We start from the raw sequence: 18,795 nt of genomic DNA on the forward strand, positions 1-18,795 counted from the left end.
CAATTCTAACCGGCGGATATCGCCGCTTCCTCGCGGAGCTCCTCCTCGCGCTCCCAGGCGTCCCGGACGAGGCGGTACCAGAGGAACACGGCGAAGCCGGCGAAGACGACCCACTCGATGGCGTAGAAGATGTTCAGCCAGTTGAGGGAGGCATCCGTGAGCGGTGCCGGCGAATCGATTCCCGTGAGACCGGATGCCGCGGTCCCGTCGACGATGTAGCCCGGGTAGACCGCTGTGCCGTCGAAGCCGGCCCAGAGGTTGATCAGGGCCGCGGTGGACACGGTCGTCATGCCGTGCGGGTCACGGCCGTCTGCGGGAACGACGGGGGCTTCGGTCGGGAGGAACCGGCCGGCCAGGGTGACGACCTGGTTGGCCGGGGCCGACGCGAGGCCTTCCATCGTCGACCGGGCTGTCGCCTCGTCCGGAGCCCAGCCGCGGGCGACCGCGATGCTCGCGCCCGCGCTGCTTCCGCTGCCGGCCGCACCGACGATGAAGTGGCTCACGACCCAGTAGCCGGAGGCGCCGTCGTTGGACCGGTCGCTGATCAGCTGCTCGTCGCCGGGTACGTAACTGCCGTCGACGGTGACGAGCTGGCCGGTCGCCGCGTCACGCGGGGCGCCTCCGGGAGTCACGACGTCGGCGAGGGGTTTCACGGTCTCGGTGGTCTTCTCGACGACCACACCGGATGCGACGGCGCGTTCGAGCTGCCAGCGCCCGAGCGCCGCGAAGCCGGCCGCGACGGCGAGGGCGAGCAGGAGCGCGAGAATCCAGCGGGGGCGGAGCATCATGCGGATCATTGGTAGTCACCTGTCCCGGCGTCGGGTGCCGGCTTGTCCCTCTGGGCGCGAGTGCGCGAAAGTCGTTTGGCGTAGTCGGCCATCGGGTCGGCGTCTGCGTCGGCCTCTGCGGCCTGACCGGAATCGACGCCGGAATCCCGGTCCGATTCCGGGGCGGCGGCGGGGTGCGAGTCGGCAGGAACATGCACGTCGGCAGGTGCGTGCGCCTGCGTCTCGTCATCGGCATCTGGGTCTGGGTCTGGGTTCACGCGTGCGCTCGGGCGCGGGGCCGTGTTCGGTCGGACTGAGGCCGGCAGCGGTGTCGGCCCGTCGAGTTCGTCGATGCCGTCATCCACCACGTGCTTGACGTATTCGCCGCGTTCGGCCTGTTCCGCCCGTTCGTCGTGGTCGGCGCGGCGGTCGTGGTCCGTGCGCTTCCGCGGCTCCGGCCGTGATGAAGGCAGCGGCTGGTCGCCGAGGTGGGCGGCGGCGCGCTGCGCGTCCTGGTCGCTCAGCGCGCCCGCTGTCGCCGCGTCGACGAGCCGGAACTCCTCGGCGTGCATCGGGTCGCGGTCGGGCCGGACGCCCGCGCGCTTCCGGCGGCGTCCGGGCAGCAGGGCGCCGAGCCTCTCGGAATTAGCGGCGAAGAGCGGACCGAGGATGGCCATGGTGAGCACGTAGAGTCCCGCGAACGGCTGGAGTAGCCCGTTCAGGCCCGCTCCGACAGAGAGGGTCGCGAGGATGAGCGTGAACTCTCCGCGGTTCACCAGGATCGCGGCGGCGTTGAGCCCCTCGGAGATTCCCATCGAGTGCAACCGGGCCAGCAGCATCCCCGAGATCAGGTTGAGCACGAAGGTCATCACAACCGCCGCGAGCACCACGAGGATGACGGAACCGAACTCATTGATGTGCAGCGCGAGGCCGAAGTTGAGGAAGAAGAAGGCGGCGAAGATGTCCCGCAACGGGACGGCGACACGTTCGAGCCGGGTGCGGTATGTGCTCGCGCCGAGGACGACACCGATCAGGAACGCGCCGATCGCATCCGTCACCCCGATGATCTCGCCGATGCCGGCGAAGAGCACGGCAAGCCCGAAGAACAGGATCGTGAAGAGTTCGTCGTCCTTGGTGCGGACCAGGCGGGACACGACCCGTCCGCCCCACCGGGCGAGCGAGAACATCACGACGAGGAAGAGGAACGCGATGCTCAGTTGCAGCACGATCGGCCAGATCTCGGTCTTGCCGCTCAGCACGACCGAGACGATCGACAGGTACACCGCGATGAAGATGTCGCCGACCACGGTCACGCCGAGGATCATCGGCGTCTCCTTGTTGGCGAGCCGGCGCAGCTCGATCAGGAGTTTGGTGATGATCGCGCTCGAGGACGTGCCGGTCATGCCGGCGATGACGAGGGCCTCGCGGGTGCCCCAGCCGACCATCATGCCGAAGGCGAACCCGATGCCCATGTTGATCACGACGTATGAGCCGCCGGAGAGCAGCAGTTTCCCGGCGTCGTTGAAGAACTCCTCCTGGTCGAACTCGAGGCCGAGGCTGAACAGGAGCAGGATGAGCCCGAAGACGGCGATGAGCTCGATGTCTGCGGAGTGGAAGTCGAGCGGGAACCAGTGGGTGTACGGGCTCGCGAGCAGGCCGACGATCATGTAGATCGGGATGGACGGCAGGCCGATCAGTTTTGCGGCGCGCCCGAGCACATAAGCCACGACCAGCAGGATGCCGAGTGTGATCAGGTCCGTGCCAAGGTTCATTGGTTAGCCCCCGGGGGGCGCGTCGACGGTCTTGGCCTTGAGTTCACCGGTGCGGAAGAACGTGAAGGCCTTGGCGACCTTCTCCGGGGATCCTGCGACGACGAGGGTGTCGCCGGGGAAGACCCGGAAGTCCTGGGCCGGTGCCGGGTTGGCGGACTCGCCGCGCACGACGGCGACGACCGTGAGGCCGGCGATGCCGCGGTCGGCGGGGTTGCCGAGGGTCTGGCCGGCGATGTGATCCTCGTAGTCGACCGTGAACCAGTCGATGCTGAGACCGGGGATCTGGTCGAGCGCGGTGAGCGACTCGGTGATCTGGGTGCCGCCGAGGAGTTCGGCGAGGGTGTGCGCCTCGTCTTCGTTGAGGCGGAGGGAGACCTTGCTCGCGTCTGGACCGCCCTCGTCGTCCGCGAAGGTGATGAGGTCGCTGTGCCCGGAGCGGTGGGCGATGACGCCGACCTTGCCGCCGTCATCGGTGATGAAGGTGTGCAGCACACCCACTCCGGGAAGCTTGACCCGCCGAACGTCAACCATGGTTACGACTCCTGAAGATTATGGGCAAGTGGGCCCTAGTCTATCGAAGCCGCCCGTCACCCGGCCGGGCACAGTCGGATGCCGGGCGCACGACGTGCGCCCGGCATCCGCCCGGTGGTGGTATCGCCTGTGTCAGTGCGTGACGGAGTCGCCCATCGCCGAGCGCTCGGTCAGGACGATATCGGGAGCCTCGAGGCGCACCCGGTCGGCGGACTCGTCGTCGGGTTCGAGCTGGGAGGCGCGTTCCGCGGCGACGCGCTTGAGGTAGACCGCGACCTCGCGTTCCTCGCGTTCGGCGTCCCAGCCGAGCACGCCGGCCATCAGCTTGGCCGCGACCGGCGCCGCGGAGACCCCGCGATCCCAGGCCTCGATCGAGATGCGGGTGCGCCGGGCCAGGACGTCCTCGAGGTGGAGGGCGCCCAGGTGGCCGGCCGCGTACACGACCTCGGCCTGGATGTAGTCGTCGGCTCCCGGGAGCGGCTCGATCAGCTCAGGGCTCTCCCGGATGAGGTCGAGCAGCTCGTCGGTGAGGGTACCGTACCGGTTGAGCAGGTGCTCGACCCGCACGGTGTGCAGCGCGAATGCCGTCGCGATGCGGGTGCGCTTGTTCCACGCGGCCTTGTACCCCTCCGCACCGAGCAGCGGGATCTCGTGCGTCGTTGACGGGGCGATCTTCCCGTCGAGGGCGTCAACGGCCGCGTCGATGGCGTCCTTCGCCATGATCCGGTATGTGGTCCACTTGCCGCCGGCGATCACGACGAGACCGGGAACGGAGTGCCCGACCAGGTGTTCGCGGGACAGTTTCGAGGTCTGCTCCGACTCCCCGGCGAGCAGCGGCCGGAGACCTGCGTAGACGCCCTCGACGTCCTCGCGGGTCAGCGGCACCCGCAGCACCGAATTGACGTGCTCGAGCAGGTAGTCGATGTCGGCGGCCGTCGCCGCGGGGTGCGCCTTGTCGAGGTGCCAGTCGGTGTCGGTGGTGCCGATGAGCCAGTGCCTGCCCCACGGGATCACGAAGAGCACGCTCTTCTCCGTGCGCAGCAGCAGCCCCATCGCCGACTGGAACCGGTCACGCGGCACGACGAGGTGGATGCCCTTGCTCGCGCGCACCTTGAAGGTGCCGCGTTCGCCGACCATCCGCTGGGTGTCGTCGGTCCAGACGCCTGTCGCGTTGACGACCTGCTTCGCGCGCACCTCGAAGCGTTCGCCGGTCTCGAGGTCGTGCGCGCGCACGCCCACGACCCGCTCGCCGACCTTGATGAAGCCCTCGACCCGCACCCGGCTCGCCGCGTGGGCGCCGTAGAACGAGGCGGTGCGCACGAGCGACGCCGTGTACAGGGCGTCATCGACCTGCGCGTCGTAGTAGGTGATACCGCCGACCGTCGCGTCGGCGTCGAGGCTCGGGATCATGCCCATCACCTGGCGCTTGGACAGGTGCCGGTGGTGAGGGACGCCGGGCGGCCGGCCACCGGTGTACGAGAAGATGTCGTAGAGCAGCATGCCCGCACCCACATAGAAGCGCTCGGTGACCCGCTTCTTCAACGGGTACAGGAAGCGCACGGGCTTGACCAGGTGCGGGGCGATCCGCTGCAGGAGCAGTCCGCGCTCCGTGAGCGCTTCCCGAACGAGGCGGAAATCGAGCTGCTCGAGATAGCGGATGCCGCCGTGCACGAGCTTGGACGACCGGCTCGACGTTCCGCTGGCCCAGTCTCGCGCCTCGAGAATGCCGACGCTCAGTCCGCGGGTGACGGCGTCGAGGGCGCTGCCCGCGCCGACGATCCCGCCGCCGACGACGAGGATGTCGACCTCCTTGGATTTCAGCCTCTCAATGGCCGCGGCGCGTTCCGCCGGTCCCAGCTTGTTCGACCGCGTGACCGAATTCCCTGTTGCCATGTGCGTACTCCCATCGAGGTGGTGGTGCGTACCTCGACGCTAGTTCGTTCGGTACGGCGCGACAACCACCTCGACGCGCTGGAATTCCTTGAGGGTCGAATAACCGGTGGTCGCCATCGACCGGCGCAGGGCGCCGACGAGGTTGGCGGTGCCGTCGGCGATCGGCGTCGGGCCGTACAGGATGGTCTCGAGCGGGGCGACGGTGCCGACCTCGACCCGCTTGCCGCGGGGCAGCTGCGGGTGGTGCACCTCGGCGCCCCAGTGGAATCCGCCGCCGGGGGCATCCGTCGCCCTGGCCAGGGTGGTGCCGAGCATGACGGCGTCCGCGCCGCAGGCGAGCGCCTTGACGATGTCACCGGAGGTGCTCAGGCCGCCGTCGGCGATGACGTGCACGTAGCGTCCGCCGGATTCGTCGAGGTAGTCGCGGCGAGCGCCGGCGACGTCGGCGACGGCCGTGGCCATCGGGGCGTGGATGCCGAGCGAGGCCCGGGTGGTCGACGCCGCGCCGCCGCCGAAGCCGACGAGCACGCCGGCAGCGCCGGTGCGCATCAGGTGCAGGGCCGCCGTGTATGTGGCCGCACCGCCGACGATGACGGGTACGTCGAGCTCGTAGATGAACTTCTTGAGGTTGAGCGGCTCCTGGTTGAGCGAGACGTGCTCGGCGGACACCGTGGTGCCGCGGATGACGAAGAGGTCGACGCCTGCGGCGACGACGGTTTCGTAGAGTTCCTGGGTGCGCTGCGGGGAGAGCGCTCCGGCGACGGTGACCCCGGCGGCGCGGATCTGGGCGAGCCGCTCGGTGACGAGGGCCGGCTTGATCGGTTCGGAGTACATCTCCTGCATGCGTGCGGTCGCCCGGTCGGCCGGAAGTTCGCGGATCTCGGCGAGGAGCGGTTCCGGGTCGTCGTAGCGGGTCCAGAGGCCCTCGAGGTCGAGCACGCCGATGCCGCCGAGCTGGCCCATCATGATCGCCGTCGTCGGGGAGACTACGGAGTCCATCGGGGCTGCGAGGAACGGGATCGCGAATTCATACGCGTCGATCGCCCAGCTGACATTCACGTCTTCGGGATCGCGGGTGCGCCGACTGGGCACAACCGCGATGTCGTCAAAGGCGTACGCGCGGCGAGCGCGCTTGGAGCGGCCGATCTCGATTTCCATACCCCCAGCTTAGGCGCAGCCCGTAACCGGAGGGTATGAACCGCTAGGCTGGCGCAAATCCCGCAGGTGAGGCCCGCAAACCTGCCCGATGCACCAGGAGCACCCGATGTCGTCCGAAAAGCCCACCGAGTCCGCGAAGCCTCGCCTCAACCTGATGTTCAGCAACCTGGAGCTCGTGATCGCGGTCCTCCTCGGCCTCGTCTCCATCGCAACGGCCTATGCCTCCTTCCAGGCGGCGCTCTACGACAGCCAGATGGCCGGGGCGTACACCAAGGGTTCGACGCAGTCCACCGAGGCGGAGTCGCTCTATCTCGAGGCCAACCAGCAATTCCTCGAGGACACCCAGGTCTGGAACCGCCTCGCCGAGCTCGACATCGAGAAGGACAGCACGGATGCGGCGATCGCCGCCGACGCGACGGGCAAGTACGACACCCTGACCTTCCAGGCGGTCTCGACGGACTTCGCCGCGGCCATCGCCCGGGCCGACGCCGAGAACACCGCCGACGCCACGGTGTACCACAGCCCGCTCGACGACGAGGAATACCAGAGCACCCTCTTCGGCGGCTACTCCGAGACGCAGGCGAAGTCGGTCGCGACGATCAGCCAGGGCGACGAGTACAACAGCCTCAGTGACCGGCTCACCCTCAACACCGTGCTGATGTCCATCTCGCTGTTCCTGCTCGGCATCGCCGCCCTCGTGCGCCAGTTCAAGGTGCAGCTCGTGCTGATGTCGACCGGCGTGGTGATCTTCCTCGCCGCTGCCGCGCTGACCGCGATGATCCCCTACGTCGGCCTGTAGCGGGGCAAGCTGTGCGAACGGCACAATCTGCAGGAGTGACACGCAGGACCGTCGCGGCGCTGGCCGCACTGGCCCTGGTCGTCGGCCTGGCCGCGTGCACGACCGACAGCCCGGTCGAGCCGAACAGCGGCGCCGGCCCGGCCGCCGGCAGCTGGACCGTGCTCACATACTCGATCGCCGACACCGACCTCGAGCCGTTCATGATGGCCGACCTCGGCGAGATGGGCGAGGTCGGCTCGCACGACGGACTCAATCTCGTCGCCCTCGTCGACCGTTCGGCGGACTACAGCGCAGAACCCGTGCTCGGCCAGCCCGACTGGACCGGCGGGAAGCTCCTGCACGTCCTGCCCGGCGGCGCAGAGGTGATGGACGACCTCGGCCCCGTGGACACCGGCGACCCCGCCGTGCTCTCCGACTTCATCACCCGCGGCATCAGCGCATACCCCGCAGAGCACTACGCCGTGATCATCTCCGATCACGGCGCATCCTGGCCGGGCGTCGGCGGTGACGAATCGGCCGACGGAGATTCGCTGAGCCTCGCCGAACTGAACGACGCCATCGGCAGCGGCCTGAGCGCGGCCGGTGTGGCGAAGCTCGACCTGCTCGGCTTCGACGCCTGCCTGATGGCGACCTACGAGGTCGCAAGCACCCTGGCCCCGCGCGCGGATCGCCTGCTCGCCTCCCAGGAGCTCGAGCCGGGTCACGGCTGGAACTACACGGCCCTCGAGACGGCCGCCGCGGGCGCCACCGTCGACGAGCTCGGCTCCGCGCTGATCCAGGGGTTCTCCTCCCAGGCCGAAACCGAGGGCGACGCGGCCGAGATCACCCTGTCCCTGATCGACCTCGGCAAGCTGCCGGCGGTGGATGCCGCCCTCGCCTCGTTCAGCAGCAGCCTGGTCGGGCGCGGGGCCGGTCTCGCTCCCGTCGTGGGCCGAACCCTCGCGAGCACCCTCGGCTTCGGGCGCAGCCCCGATCCGGCCGAGGACTCGTTCATGACCGACCTCGGCCTCCTCGCCGGCGAGATCGGGCAGGGCGACACCGCGGAAGCCGACGCTGCCGATGCGCTCGTACGGGCGATCAGTTCGGCGGTGGTCGACAAGGTCGACGGCCAGTCCACCGCGGGCGCCACCGGTCTGTCGATCTACTTCCCGCCCCAGAAGGCCTATTTCGCAGAGGACTACCGTGCACTCGGCACCGCAGGTGGCTGGCTCGACTTCCTGACCTCTTATTACGCCGCCGGCGGTGCGATACCCGGCGACCAGAAGACCCGGTTCACCGGGGGTGACGCCGAGGTCTCCTTCGGCGCGGACGGACTGAGCATCAGCGCCGCGCTCGACCCGGCCGGGCTCGGGAACGCGGCGAGCGCATCCGTCCGGTACGGCCTCATCGAGGCAGACGGCTCGGTCACCTACCTCGGCGAGCGGCCGGCGACGGTGGACGCGGGCGGGTCTGGCCTGGTGCATGGCGGGTACGACCTCACCCAGCTCACCCTGGCCGACGGCACCGACACGACGCCCGCGTACGCGCAGCTCGGAGACGACACGGGCACTGCCACGTCGGGGTCCGGCTCCGTCACGATCGACGTGCCGATGGCGTACTACTCTCCCGGTGACGTCGCGGGAGAGACCTACCAGGACGTGCTCCTGAGCCTCACCCTCGACGGCACGAGCGGAGACATCCTCAACGAGACCTACTTCGCCTACGACGACAGGCTCGGCAGCTACGGCGAGCTCACCGCGGACCCGGACGGCATCATCGTGCCCGAGCGGCTCAACGTGCAGGGCGACGGCACCGAGAGCTGGGTCGGCACGAGCGACTACGGCCTCTACGCCGACCTCCCTGCCCTGCACTACGCCTTCGCCAGGCTCCCCTCGGGCAGCCGGTTGCGGGTCGACCTGACCGTGACCGACTTCGGCGGCAACAGCGCCACCGCGAGCGGCACCGCGACCGTCCCCTGACCCGCGCGCCCCGCGCGCCCCCGCTTTCGTGAGGTGTCGCAGATCGACGTTCGTGGCGCCCGCGAACCTCGATATGCGACACCTCAGCGAGGCAATCAACGGGTGCGCCGCCCGCACAGGAGGTGCAAGCTGCTGTCATGGACGTTGAAGCCGAACCGCTGTCCCTGTTGCGCGAACGCACGAGCCTCAAGTGGCAGGCGTTTCCCGACGACGTGCTGCCCCTTTTCGTCGCCGAACTCGACTACCCGCTCGCCGAGCCGATCAGGGACGCCCTGTTCGAGGCCGTGCGCCGGAGCGACACCGGCTACGCGGCATCCGCTGAGCCGCTCGCCCAGGCGTTCGCCGCCTTCGCCGCCCGCCGCTGGGGCTGGCCGGTCGACCCCGGGCAGGTGGTCGCGACGAACGAAGTGGGTTCGGCCGTCGTCGAGGTGCTGCGGATGATCCTCGAGCCGGGCGACGAGGTCGTGATCACTCCCCCGGTCTACCCGCCGTTCTTCGACCTCGTGCCCGAGGCGGGCGGCCGGGTCGTCGACGTGCCGCTCCTGCACGGCCAGACCGGCTGGACGCTCGACCTCGACGGCCTCGAAGCCGCGCTCCGCCGGGGCGCCCGCGCCGTACTGCTCTGCAATCCGCAGAACCCGCTCGGCCACCCGCACGGCATCGAGGACCTCACGGCCCTCGCCGAACTCGCCGACCGGTACGGGGCCTTCGTGGTCAGCGACGAGGTGAACGCACCGCTCGCCTACAGCGCCGAGAGTTTCACCCCGTACCTCACGGTGTCCCCTGCCGCGGCCCAGCACGGCGTCTGCGTCACGAGCGCGAGCACGGCCTGGAACCTCGCCGGGCTCACCTGCGCTCTCATCGTCACCGCCTCCGAACGGATGCGCCTGCTCACCTCCGCCCTGCCGCCCGGCATCCGCGAGCGCACCGGCCACCTCGGGCTGCTCGCGAGCACCACGGCGTTCCGTGACGGCGGCCCGTGGCTCGACGGCGCGCTCGCCGCGCTCCAGGCGAACCGGGGACTGCTGGCCGGGCTCCTCGACGCGCATCTCGGCGGGGTCGGCTACGAGCAGCCGCGCGCGGGCTATCTGGCCTGGCTGGACCTGCGCTCGCTCGGCTGGGGCGATGATCCGGCAGCGGTCGCCCTCGAGCGGGCGAAGGTCGCGCTGCTCCCCGGGTTGCTCTTCGGCACTCCGGGCGCCGGTTTCGCCCGGCTCAACTTCGGCTGCTCACCCGAGGTGCTCAGCGAGGCCGTCTCGCGGATCGCCGCGGCGACCTGAGCCGCACCGGCACCCGGCTGGGTGTGCCGGCGCGACCCGGTCAGCGACGGTAGTTCGGGGCCTCGACCACGATTTGCACGTCGTGCGGGTGCGATTCCTTGAGCCCGGCGGAGGTGATCCGCACGAACTTGCCCTTCTGCTTGAGCTCGTCGATCGTGCGCGCGCCGACGTAGAACATCGACTGGCGGAGGCCGCCGATGAGCTGGTACGCGACGGCGGAGACCGGACCGCGGTACGGAACCTGCCCCTCGATGCCCTCGGGGATGAGCTTGTCGTCGGAGGGGACGTCCGACTGGAAGTAGCGATCCTTCGAATAGGAGGTCTTGTTACCGCGGGTCTGCAGCGCGCCGAGCGAGCCCATGCCGCGGTAGGTCTTGAACTGCTTACCGTTGACGAAAACGAGCTCTCCCGGGCTCTCGTCGCAGCCGGCGAGGAGCGAGCCGAGCATGACGGTGTCCGCGCCGGCGACGAGCGCCTTGGCGATGTCACCGGAGTACTGCAGTCCGCCGTCGGCGATGACCGGGATCCCGGTCTCACGCGCGGCGAGGGAGGCCTGGTAGACCGCCGTGATCTGGGGGACGCCGACGCCTGCGACGATGCGGGTCGTGCAGATGGAGCCCGGGCCGACGCCGACCTTGATCGCGTCCGCGCCCGCGTCGATGAGCGCCTGGGCGCCGCTCCGGGTGGCGACGTTGCCGCCGATGACATCAACGACCGCGAAGGCCGGGTCGGTCTTGAGCCGGCGGATGATCTCGAGCACGCCGGCGCTGTCGCCGTTGGCGGTGTCGACGACGAGCACGTCGACCCCCGCGTCGAGCAGCGCGGTCGCGCGCTGCCACGCGTCGCCGAAGAAGCCGATGGCCGCGCCGACGCGCAGCCGGCCGGCGTCGTCCTTCGTCGCGTGCGGGTATTCCTCGCTCTTGTCGAAGTCCTTGACGGTGATCAGGCCGGTGAGCCGGCCGGCGTCGTCGACGAGAGGAAGCTTCTCGATCTTGTGGGTGGCGAAGATGGCCACCGCGTCCATCGGCGCCATGCCGACCTTGCCGGTGATGAGCGGCATCCGCGTCATCACCTCGCGCACCCGCATCGTGTGCTTCTGGGTGGCCGTGACGAAGCGCATATCGCGGTTCGTGATGATGCCGACGAGCACGCCGTCTCCATCGACGACGGGGAGTCCGCTGATCCGGAACTGCCGGCAGAGGGCGTCGACGTCCGCGACGGTGGCCTCCGGCGAAGTTGTTACCGGATTGGTAATCATCCCGGATTCGCTGCGTTTGACGAGATCGACCTGCTCGGCCTGGTCCGCGATCGACAGGTTGCGGTGCAGGACACCGAGCCCCCCTTCGCGGGCCATGGCGATGGCCATCCTGGTCTCGGTGACCGTGTCCATGGCGCTCGAAAGCAGGGGCGTCGCGACGCTGATTCTCCGGGTCAACCGCGACATTGTCACTGCTTCACTGGGAATGACGTCGGTGTGTCCTGGCAGGAGCAGGACGTCGTCGTAGGTAAGCCCGGTGAAACCGAACGGATCTGGCTGATCCATGAAACCCCTTTTTGCTGGTGCAGAGAAATAACAGAAGAGTCCGGGAATTCGTGGAAACGACCGGTTCCCCAATGTTAAGCGACTTCTCCGCGCGCGCATTCCTTGAGGACGGAAACGATTCCGAGGACCACTCCGAAACATTTGCGACATAATCGGGACGTACTGTCGACGAAGAAGTTGGCAGGGGCCGGTTCACCCGAGTTTTTTCCCCTCGACCACCCCGAGGCCCCGCCCGTTCACGGAGGTTACGTTTTGACACCATTCATGCAGCGAACACGTACGGCAGGCCTCCTGTCGTCCCGGCGGATGCTCGCCGGTCTCCTGCTCATCGGAGTCGCCAGTCTGGGCCTGATGGGCCTCGGCGCGACGAGTGCTTCCGCGGCGACGGCCGTCCCGACTACGGCGTGTGTGGCCAATGCCACCACAGGCTGTATCCAGGGCACGATCAAGCAGGGCAACGGCGACCCCGCCGTCGGCGTGAGGCTCACGGTCACGAACGGTGACACGACCGAGAACCTCGTGACGGATGCCGCGGGCAAGTGGGGCGTGGCCATCACGGTCGCAGGCCCCTCAACCGTCACCCTCGACACCACGAGCCTGCCGAGCGGGAACACCCTCGACCCGAGCATCGCCAACCCGGCAACCGTCAATGGCGGCCTGGGTCGCAACGCCGGCACCATCTTCAAGCTGGTCAGCGGGGAAAGCACCGGCCTCTCGACCTCTGCCCCGTCGACGGGTGACTCCGCGACGACCGGCTCCGTCACGTGGGAGCGCTTCCTCCAGCAGGCCGCGTCGGGCATCCGCCTCGGGTTGCTGCTCGCCCTCGCCTCCGTCGGCCTCTCGCTGATCTACGGGACGACCGGGCTGAGCAACTTCGCCCACGGCGAGCAGGTGACCCTCGGCGGCCTGCTGGCATTCGTGCTCGCCAACCAGCTCGGTCTCAACCTCTTCCTCGCCGCCTTCCTCACCGTCGCGGTCTGCGCGGCGACCGGGTACTTCCAGGATGCGCTGATCTGGAAGCCACTGCGCAAGCGCGGCCTGCCGAACACCCAGCTGATGATCGTGACCATCGGGCTCTCGATCGCGCTGCAGTACGCGTTCCAGTTCTTCATCGGGGCCAAGACCGTCCGGATCGACAAGGCCAACCCGGTCACCGTCGAAATCGGCCCGATCACCCTCTCGGTTCAGTCGCTCTGGGCGATGGGCATCGCCGTTGCGGTCATCATCCTCGTCGGGCTGTTCCTGCTCCGGTCCCGGATCGGCCGGGCCACCCGCGCCGTTTCGGACAACCCCTCGCTCGCCGCGGCCTCCGGGATCGACGTCGACGCCATCATCCGCCTGGTCTGGACGGCCTCCGCCGGACTCGCCGGTCTCGCCGGCGTCATGCTCGGCCTCGTGCTCAATGGCGTGAACTGGCAGACCGGCCTGCAGCTGCTGCTGCTGATGTTCGCCGCGGTCACCCTCGGCGGCCTCGGCACCGCGTTCGGCGCCCTCGCCGGCGCGATGATCATCGGCATGGTCGTCGAGCTCACGAACCTCGTGCTCCCCGGCGACTTCAAGTACGCCACGGCACTGCTCATTCTCATCCTCGTCCTGCTCGTCAGGCCACAAGGCATTTTCGGGCGCCGAGAGCGCATCGGTTAGGAAGGACAAGACCGTGAATGAATTTCTGACGACCCTGACGGCGATTGCCGCCTCCGCCTTCTCGCCATCGACGGCGGCACTCGCCATCGCAGCCATCGGACTCAACATCCACTTCGGCTACACCGGCCTGCTCAACATGGGCCAGGCCGGGTTCATGCTCGTCGGCGCATACGCCTTCGCCATCTCCATCGTCGCCGGGATCCCGCTGTTCCCCGCCGTGCTGATCGCACTCGTCGCCGCGGCGGTCTTCGCACTCATCCTCGGCGTTCCGACGCTGAAGCTGCGCGGTGACTACCTCGCGATCGTCACGATCTCGGCCGCAGAGATCGTGCGGATGATCGGGCGCTCGTCGCTCCTCACCGACATCACCGGCGGCTCGAACGGTCTCACCGGCCAGAGCTACCGAGGCCCGTTCACCGACCTCTCCTTCCTCGGCGACGGCCAGACCACCCTCGGCCCGTTCACCTACGACAACACCGGCTCCAACGGCTGGTGGATCCGCCTGGTCGCGTGGTCCATCGTCGGGATCCTCTGCCTCTTCGTGTTCCTGCTGATGCGCAGCCCGTGGGGTCGCGTACTCCGCGGCATCCGGGAAGACGAGGATGCGATCCGCAGCCTCGGCAAGAACGTCTACAGCTACAAGATGCAGGCGCTCATCCTCGGCGGCACCATCGGAGCGCTCGGCGGCATCATCTACGTGCTGCCGGCATCCGTTCAGGCGGACAGCATGGGACGATCGATGACGTTCTTCGTGTGGACAGCACTGTTGCTCGGCGGCGCCGCGACCGTGTTCGGGCCCGTGCTCGGCTCGATCATCTTCTTCGCCCTGCGCCTGTTCGTGCAGGGTGTCGCCGGCCAGTTCGTGCCGGACAGCATCATGAACGGCCAGCAGGCCGAACAGTTCTCCTGGATCCTGATCGGTGTGGTGCTCATGCTCGTGGTCATCTTCAGACCCCAGGGTGTACTCGGTAACAAGAAGGAGCTGAGCTTCAATGTCAACTGATCTCGGAGTCACCGTCGCCCCGACAGCCGCTGCGGCAGCCGCAACCGCGAGCGTCGCCGCCGTCTCCCCCCTTCCCGGCGTCCCCAAGCCAGACCCGATCCTGGTCGTCGACAACATCGTGCGGCAGTTCGGCGGCATGACCGCCGTCAACGTGCCGCACCTCGAGGTACAGCGCGGAATCATCACGGCCCTGATCGGCCCGAACGGCGCGGGCAAGACCACGTTCTTCAACCTGATCACGGGCTTCGACAAGCCGAGCTCCGCTCCGCGCCTCATCGGCGGCCCGAAGTCCGACCAGGCAGCCCGCTCGATGTTCAACGGGCGTTCGGTCAACAACATGGGTGCGGCGAAGGTCGCCCAGCGCGGCATGGTGCGCACCTTCCAGCTCACGAAGGCGCTCAGCAGGCTCACCGTGCTCGAGAACATGCTCCTCGGCGCGAAGGACCAGCCAGGCGAAAACCTCTTCGCCGCGGTGATCAAGCCGCTCTGGGCTGCGCGCGAACGGGAGATCACGGCGCAGGCCGAGGACCTCCTGCAGCGGTTCAAGCTGCTCGAGAAGAAGAACGACATGGCCGGCAGCCTCTCCGGCGGCCAGAAGAAGCTCCTGGAGATGGCGCGGGCGCTCATGAGCGAACCGACCATGATCATGCTCGACGAGCCGATGGCCGGGGTCAACCCCGCACTCACCCAGTCGCTGCTCGGGCACATCAAGTCTCTCCGCGACGAGGGCATGACCGTCCTGTTCGTCGAGCACGACATGCACATGGTGCGGCACATCTCCGACTGGGTCGTCGTGATGGCCGAGGGCAAGGTCGTTGCGGAGGGTCCGTCGGCCACCGTCATGGACGACCAGGCCGTGATCGACGCCTACCTCGGCGCGCACCACGACACCGACCTCGGCGACGACTCGCTCCTCACGGACGAAGTCGCGGAGGAACTGGCCAAAGAGGTCGAACTCGAAAACCGCACGGAAGGCGACGCGTAGTCATGGTTGTACCCACAGGCTCTCCCGCTCCGGTCCTGCAGGCGACGGATCTCGTCGCCGGCTATGTTCCCGGGGTCAATATCCTCAACGGCTGCAACCTGGATGTCTACCCCGGTGAGCTCATCGGAATCATCGGCCCGAACGGCGCGGGCAAGTCCACGCTGCTCAAGGCACTGTTCGGACTGGTGTCCGTCCGCAGCGGCAACGTCACGCTCAAGGGCGAAGACATCACCGGTTTCAAGGCGAACCGCCTCGTGCAGGCCGGCGTCGGCTTCGTCCCCCAGAACAACAACGTGTTCCCCTCCCTCACGATCGAGGAGAACCTGCAGATGGGCCTGTACCTGCGGCCCAAGCTGCTCGTCGAGCGTCTCGACGCGATCTTCGACCTGTTCCCCGCCCTCGCCGACCGCCGCAACCAGCGCGCCGGTTCGCTCTCCGGCGGCGAACGCCAGTCGGTCGCGATGGCGCGTGCGCTCATGATGGACCCGTCCGTACTGCTCCTCGACGAGCCGTCCGCCGGCCTCTCCCCGGTGCGTCAGGACGAGACCTTCATCCGCACCCGCCGCATCAACAAGACCGGCGTCACGATCGTGATGGTCGAGCAGAACGCGCGCCGCTGCCTGCAGATCTGCGACCGCGGGTACGTGCTCGATCAGGGCCGCAATGCCTACACAGGCACCGGCCGCGAGCTCGCCGACGACCCCAAGGTCATCGAGCTCTACCTCGGCACCCTCGCCAAGGACGTCGACGCTGAGAAGGACGAGAAGCCCGTCAGCATCGCCTGACCCGCCCGCACCGCCGAGAGGCCCGTGCCAGCCCCCTGGGGGCAGGCACGGGCCTTTTCGTGTCCCCGGCGACATCCGCCGCTGCGCCCGTCTGCTCAGGCGCTCCCGCAACGGCGGGCGCGGGCTGCCGAAACCGGCGCCGGTGCGGCTGGAAACCTCGCTGAGGGGTCGCACATCGAGGTTCACGGGGTCGGCGAACGTCGATCTGCGACACCTCAGCGAAAGAGCGGATGCTGGCGAGCACGGCGAGGCGCGGGGGCGGGGAGGCGCGGGGCGGGGAGGCGCGGGGCGGGGAGGCGCGGGGGCGGGCGCACGAAAGAGCGGGGCCGGGCTTTCGCCCGACCCCGCTCCCTGTGTTCGTCCGGCCTCAGCCGACGATCAGCACTCTCCTGCTAGTAGGAGGTCTGTCCTTCGATGGCGGACTGCCAGACCGGCTTGTTGTCCTTGTCGAACTTGTAGATGCCGATGAAGGCGCTCGACGGCTCGTTGTGCGAGTTGAACGGGCCGACGCCGGACTGTCCGACGTACTGGATGTCCGTTCCGGCGGTGACAAGCGGTGCACACTCGGCGTAGCTCTTGCACTTGGTGCCCTTGCCACTCGCGCCGGAAACGGCCGCGAGCTGCGCCTGGATGTCGGCGGAGACGGTGGACTTGGCCTTCAGCGCCGCGAGGGCGGAGAGGGTGGTCGCGTCGTAGGCCTCAGGAGCGTAGGAGAAGTCTCCGAGAGCTGCGTTCTGGGTGTCCTTGTACCAGGAGACGAGCTTGGCCTTGAAGTCATCAGCCGGGTATGCGCCGGGGATCGTGCCCTGTGCGCTGGTCAGCGTGCCGGCTTCGAAGTCCTTGCTGTAGTCGGCGGTGTTGCCGTCGGACAGGTAGACCTTGGAGAGGTCGACGCCCTGGGCCTTGAGCTCGGGGATGATCGACTTGGTCTCGTCGAAGGCGAGGATGACGATCGCGTCAGGGTTGGTCGCCTTCGCAGCGGTCACCTCGGACGAGAACGTGGTCTGGCCGGGGGGGAATTCCTGGCCGTTGCCCTTGCCGCCATAGACGACGGTTCCGCCGGAGGCTTCGACGCTGGCCTGCGTGAAGTCGCGGAGGCCGGTGCCGTAGGAGTCGTTGAAGACGAGGAAGGCGACCTTGGCGTTGCCGTCACCCGTGATGAGCTGGCCGAGCGCGGAACCCTGGACCGAGTCCGGCGGTGCGGTACGGAAGTAGAACGGACCGTAGCCGCTGAGCTTGGCCGAGGTGTTGGCCGGGGAGATCTGGACGATCTTGGCGGAGGCGAAGGAGTCGACGACGTTGAGCGAAACGCTCGAGGACGCGGCGCCGATCGCGACGGATACCTTGGCCGCGATGAGCTTCTGGGCGGACGCGGTCGAGATCGTCAGGTCCGTGCTGTCACCGGAGTCGGTGGCCAGGACGCAGGCGTCCTTGCCGTCGACGCCGCCGGCGGCGTTGATGTCGGAGACGGCGAGGCCGACGCCGGCGAGTTCCGGCGGGTTGAGATAGGCGAGGCTACCGGTGATCGGGAGGATCGAGCCGACGACCAGCGACTTGTCCGTGGACGCTCCGCTCGCACAAGCTGCGTCGGTGTACGAGGACGCGGCCGCAGCCGAGGTCGTGGTAGCGGTTGAACCGCCGCCGGATGCACAACCGGAGAGCATGACGGCGATGACGCCTGCTCCCGCCACGATGGCGGTCCGGAGGGCGTGCTTGGATTTAATCATCCTGGGTACCCTTTCATCTTGCACGCGTAAGTACGCCTCCGGGTGAGGCCCACTCGCGTTATTAGGCTCCAACCTAGGATCACTTTGTTTCGAGGATGTTTTCTTGCCGCGCAAAGAGAACATCGTTAGCGATTCGTGACACCACCGGCACCTGCTCTGGGGGACGCCGTCGGACGAGGTGCTGTACTAGGAGCGTCGCCCGGTCACGCCCTGGTATGCGATCTGCTTCTTCTCACCGAGGGCGGTGATGCAGGATGCCCAGGATGCGCACACCGCGTCGCCGTGGCTGACCCGGTCGAGCGCCGGGGCGATCGAGGGCCCGCCGTCGTCGCCTGCCTCCCTCGCGGCGAGGGCCGCGAGCACCACCCCGTCGAAGGCTTCCCCGCCTCCGGCGGTGTCGGCGAGCCCGGGGTCCGAGGTGCGCAGGCGCACTGCGAAGGCCTCGTCTGCTGCGAGCGGAGTGCCGCCGTTCGTGAAGTCGTTCAGAGGCAGCAGGGCGATGCCCGCTGCGGCGACGGATGCCGTGACATCAGCGGGCACCGCACTCGTCGCGTCCCAGAGAACGAGGTCAACGTGTCGCGCCACCAGGTCGGCAACCGCGGCCGCGACGTTCCCCGTCGAGTTCCGATGCACGAGCTGGATCGGCAGAGTGCCGGGCACGGCCTGCTCAAGGATCTCGCGGGCGGCCAGCTCGGTGCCGGCGACCTGAGCGGCGCCGGTCACTGCGGCTCCCGCTTCCCCGGTCATCGGGAACAGCGTGCCGATCAGGAGCGTGCCGTCGCCGGTCGGCGCGACCGTCGCGGCGACGGTCGGAGTGCTGGTCACGACGACGGGGGCGTCCCCTGCGGTGCACCCGGAAAGCAGCAGCGCGGCGACGACGGTGAGCGCGAGACCGGCAGACGTGAGCCCCCGGGGTCGCGAGGTGACGTTCAGAGCTGGAAAGGGCATCC

Annotated in this window: 15 protein-coding genes; 7 read left to right on the forward strand and 8 right to left on the reverse strand. The window is 68.4% G+C overall.

What is annotated here, in order from left to right; translation table 11 throughout:
* Positions 1-5 precede the first annotated feature (5 nt).
* The 5 genes from RHM57_RS14190 to RHM57_RS14210 all read right to left on the reverse strand — a co-directional run bounded on the left by RHM57_RS14190 (position 6) and on the right by RHM57_RS14210 (position 6,121).
* Positions 6-797 carry an SURF1 family cytochrome oxidase biogenesis protein gene (locus tag RHM57_RS14190; protein ID WP_322188404.1) on the reverse strand — a complete coding sequence of 264 codons (792 nt, stop codon included), beginning with the start codon at positions 795-797 and terminating at the stop codon, positions 6-8.
* Positions 794-2,539 (reverse strand): cation:proton antiporter, encoded by a 1,746-nt coding sequence (locus RHM57_RS14195; RefSeq protein ID WP_194087900.1) that lies wholly within the window; start codon positions 2,537-2,539, stop codon positions 794-796. The genes RHM57_RS14190 and RHM57_RS14195 overlap by 4 nt, the downstream gene beginning before the upstream one ends.
* Positions 2,540-2,542: 3 nt before the next feature.
* Positions 2,543-3,070 carry a cation:proton antiporter regulatory subunit gene (locus RHM57_RS14200; protein WP_134449944.1) on the reverse strand — a complete coding sequence of 176 codons (528 nt, stop codon included), beginning with the start codon at positions 3,068-3,070 and terminating at the stop codon, positions 2,543-2,545.
* Between the two features lie 132 nt (positions 3,071-3,202).
* A complete protein-coding gene (locus tag RHM57_RS14205; protein WP_322188406.1) occupies positions 3,203-4,963 on the reverse strand; it encodes a glycerol-3-phosphate dehydrogenase/oxidase in 1,761 nt (586 codons plus the stop codon).
* A gap of 39 nt (positions 4,964-5,002) precedes the next feature.
* Positions 5,003-6,121, reverse strand: coding sequence for a GuaB3 family IMP dehydrogenase-related protein (locus RHM57_RS14210; protein ID WP_322188408.1), 1,119 nt, complete (start codon positions 6,119-6,121; stop codon positions 5,003-5,005).
* A gap of 106 nt (positions 6,122-6,227) precedes the next feature.
* On the opposite strand from RHM57_RS14210, the gene RHM57_RS14215 reads away from it, so the two are divergent.
* The 3 genes from RHM57_RS14215 to RHM57_RS14225 all read left to right on the forward strand — a co-directional run bounded on the left by RHM57_RS14215 (position 6,228) and on the right by RHM57_RS14225 (position 10,158).
* Positions 6,228-6,920: a hypothetical protein gene (locus RHM57_RS14215; protein ID WP_134449941.1), complete on the forward strand. Its 693-nt coding sequence runs from the start codon at positions 6,228-6,230 to the stop codon at positions 6,918-6,920.
* A 35-nt stretch (positions 6,921-6,955) separates the two neighbouring features.
* On the forward strand, positions 6,956-8,878 hold the full coding sequence (locus RHM57_RS14220; protein WP_322188410.1) for a clostripain-related cysteine peptidase: 1,923 nt from the start codon (positions 6,956-6,958) through the stop codon (positions 8,876-8,878).
* Between the two features lie 137 nt (positions 8,879-9,015).
* Positions 9,016-10,158, forward strand: coding sequence for a MalY/PatB family protein (locus RHM57_RS14225; RefSeq protein ID WP_322188412.1), 1,143 nt, complete (start codon positions 9,016-9,018; stop codon positions 10,156-10,158).
* 40 nt (positions 10,159-10,198) lie between these two features.
* Here RHM57_RS14225 and guaB read toward each other — a convergent pair whose 3' ends face one another.
* Positions 10,199-11,701 carry an IMP dehydrogenase gene (guaB, locus tag RHM57_RS14230; RefSeq protein WP_322188414.1) on the reverse strand — a complete coding sequence of 501 codons (1,503 nt, stop codon included), beginning with the start codon at positions 11,699-11,701 and terminating at the stop codon, positions 10,199-10,201.
* A 264-nt stretch (positions 11,702-11,965) separates the two neighbouring features.
* Between guaB and RHM57_RS14235 the strand changes: the two genes are divergently transcribed.
* Genes RHM57_RS14235 through RHM57_RS14250 form a run of 4 tightly spaced genes read left to right on the forward strand, consistent with a single transcriptional unit; the run spans position 11,966 to position 16,118 of the window.
* Entirely contained in the window at positions 11,966-13,345 is a 1,380-nt protein-coding gene (locus RHM57_RS14235; RefSeq protein ID WP_134449937.1) for a branched-chain amino acid ABC transporter permease, read from the forward strand.
* A 13-nt stretch (positions 13,346-13,358) separates the two neighbouring features.
* Positions 13,359-14,348, forward strand: a complete 990-nt coding sequence (locus RHM57_RS14240; RefSeq protein ID WP_134449936.1) for a branched-chain amino acid ABC transporter permease — start codon at positions 13,359-13,361, stop codon at positions 14,346-14,348.
* Positions 14,338-15,333, forward strand: coding sequence for an ABC transporter ATP-binding protein (locus RHM57_RS14245; RefSeq protein ID WP_134449935.1), 996 nt, complete (start codon positions 14,338-14,340; stop codon positions 15,331-15,333). The genes RHM57_RS14240 and RHM57_RS14245 overlap by 11 nt, the downstream gene beginning before the upstream one ends.
* Positions 15,334-15,335: 2 nt before the next feature.
* Complete coding sequence (locus RHM57_RS14250; protein WP_134449934.1) at positions 15,336-16,118, forward strand: ABC transporter ATP-binding protein; 783 nt, start codon at positions 15,336-15,338, stop codon at positions 16,116-16,118.
* Positions 16,119-16,510: 392 nt separating this feature from the next.
* Here RHM57_RS14250 and RHM57_RS14255 read toward each other — a convergent pair whose 3' ends face one another.
* Positions 16,511-17,845 carry an ABC transporter substrate-binding protein gene (locus tag RHM57_RS14255; RefSeq protein ID WP_134449933.1) on the reverse strand — a complete coding sequence of 445 codons (1,335 nt, stop codon included), beginning with the start codon at positions 17,843-17,845 and terminating at the stop codon, positions 16,511-16,513.
* Positions 17,846-18,031: 186 nt separating this feature from the next.
* Positions 18,032-18,793 carry a hypothetical protein gene (locus tag RHM57_RS14260; protein ID WP_134557991.1) on the reverse strand — a complete coding sequence of 254 codons (762 nt, stop codon included), beginning with the start codon at positions 18,791-18,793 and terminating at the stop codon, positions 18,032-18,034.
* Between the last annotated feature and the right edge of the window lie 2 nt (positions 18,794-18,795).

This window comes from Cryobacterium sp. 10S3 (assembly GCF_034344045.1).
Classification (GTDB): Bacteria; Actinomycetota; Actinomycetes; order Actinomycetales; family Microbacteriaceae; genus Cryobacterium; species Cryobacterium glucosi.

Excerpts from the sequence above, each read along its gene's own strand:
- RHM57_RS14190 (WP_322188404.1), bottom strand. The coding sequence starts at position 797 with ATGATCCGCATGATGCTCCGCCCCCGCTGGATTCTCGCGCTCCTGCTC.
- RHM57_RS14195 (WP_194087900.1), bottom strand. The coding sequence starts at position 2,539 with ATGAACCTTGGCACGGACCTGATCACACTCGGCATCCTGCTGGTCGTG.
- RHM57_RS14200 (WP_134449944.1), bottom strand. The coding sequence starts at position 3,070 with ATGGTTGACGTTCGGCGGGTCAAGCTTCCCGGAGTGGGTGTGCTGCAC.
- RHM57_RS14205 (WP_322188406.1), bottom strand. The coding sequence starts at position 4,963 with ATGGCAACAGGGAATTCGGTCACGCGGTCGAACAAGCTGGGACCGGCG.
- RHM57_RS14210 (WP_322188408.1), bottom strand. The coding sequence starts at position 6,121 with ATGGAAATCGAGATCGGCCGCTCCAAGCGCGCTCGCCGCGCGTACGCC.
- RHM57_RS14215 (WP_134449941.1), top strand. The coding sequence starts at position 6,228 with ATGTCGTCCGAAAAGCCCACCGAGTCCGCGAAGCCTCGCCTCAACCTG.
- RHM57_RS14225 (WP_322188412.1), top strand. The coding sequence starts at position 9,016 with ATGGACGTTGAAGCCGAACCGCTGTCCCTGTTGCGCGAACGCACGAGC.
- guaB (WP_322188414.1), bottom strand. The coding sequence starts at position 11,701 with ATGGATCAGCCAGATCCGTTCGGTTTCACCGGGCTTACCTACGACGAC.
- RHM57_RS14235 (WP_134449937.1), top strand. The coding sequence starts at position 11,966 with ATGCAGCGAACACGTACGGCAGGCCTCCTGTCGTCCCGGCGGATGCTC.
- RHM57_RS14245 (WP_134449935.1), top strand. The coding sequence starts at position 14,338 with ATGTCAACTGATCTCGGAGTCACCGTCGCCCCGACAGCCGCTGCGGCA.
- RHM57_RS14250 (WP_134449934.1), top strand. The coding sequence starts at position 15,336 with ATGGTTGTACCCACAGGCTCTCCCGCTCCGGTCCTGCAGGCGACGGAT.
- RHM57_RS14255 (WP_134449933.1), bottom strand. The coding sequence starts at position 17,845 with ATGATTAAATCCAAGCACGCCCTCCGGACCGCCATCGTGGCGGGAGCA.
- RHM57_RS14260 (WP_134557991.1), bottom strand. The coding sequence starts at position 18,793 with ATGCCCTTTCCAGCTCTGAACGTCACCTCGCGACCCCGGGGGCTCACG.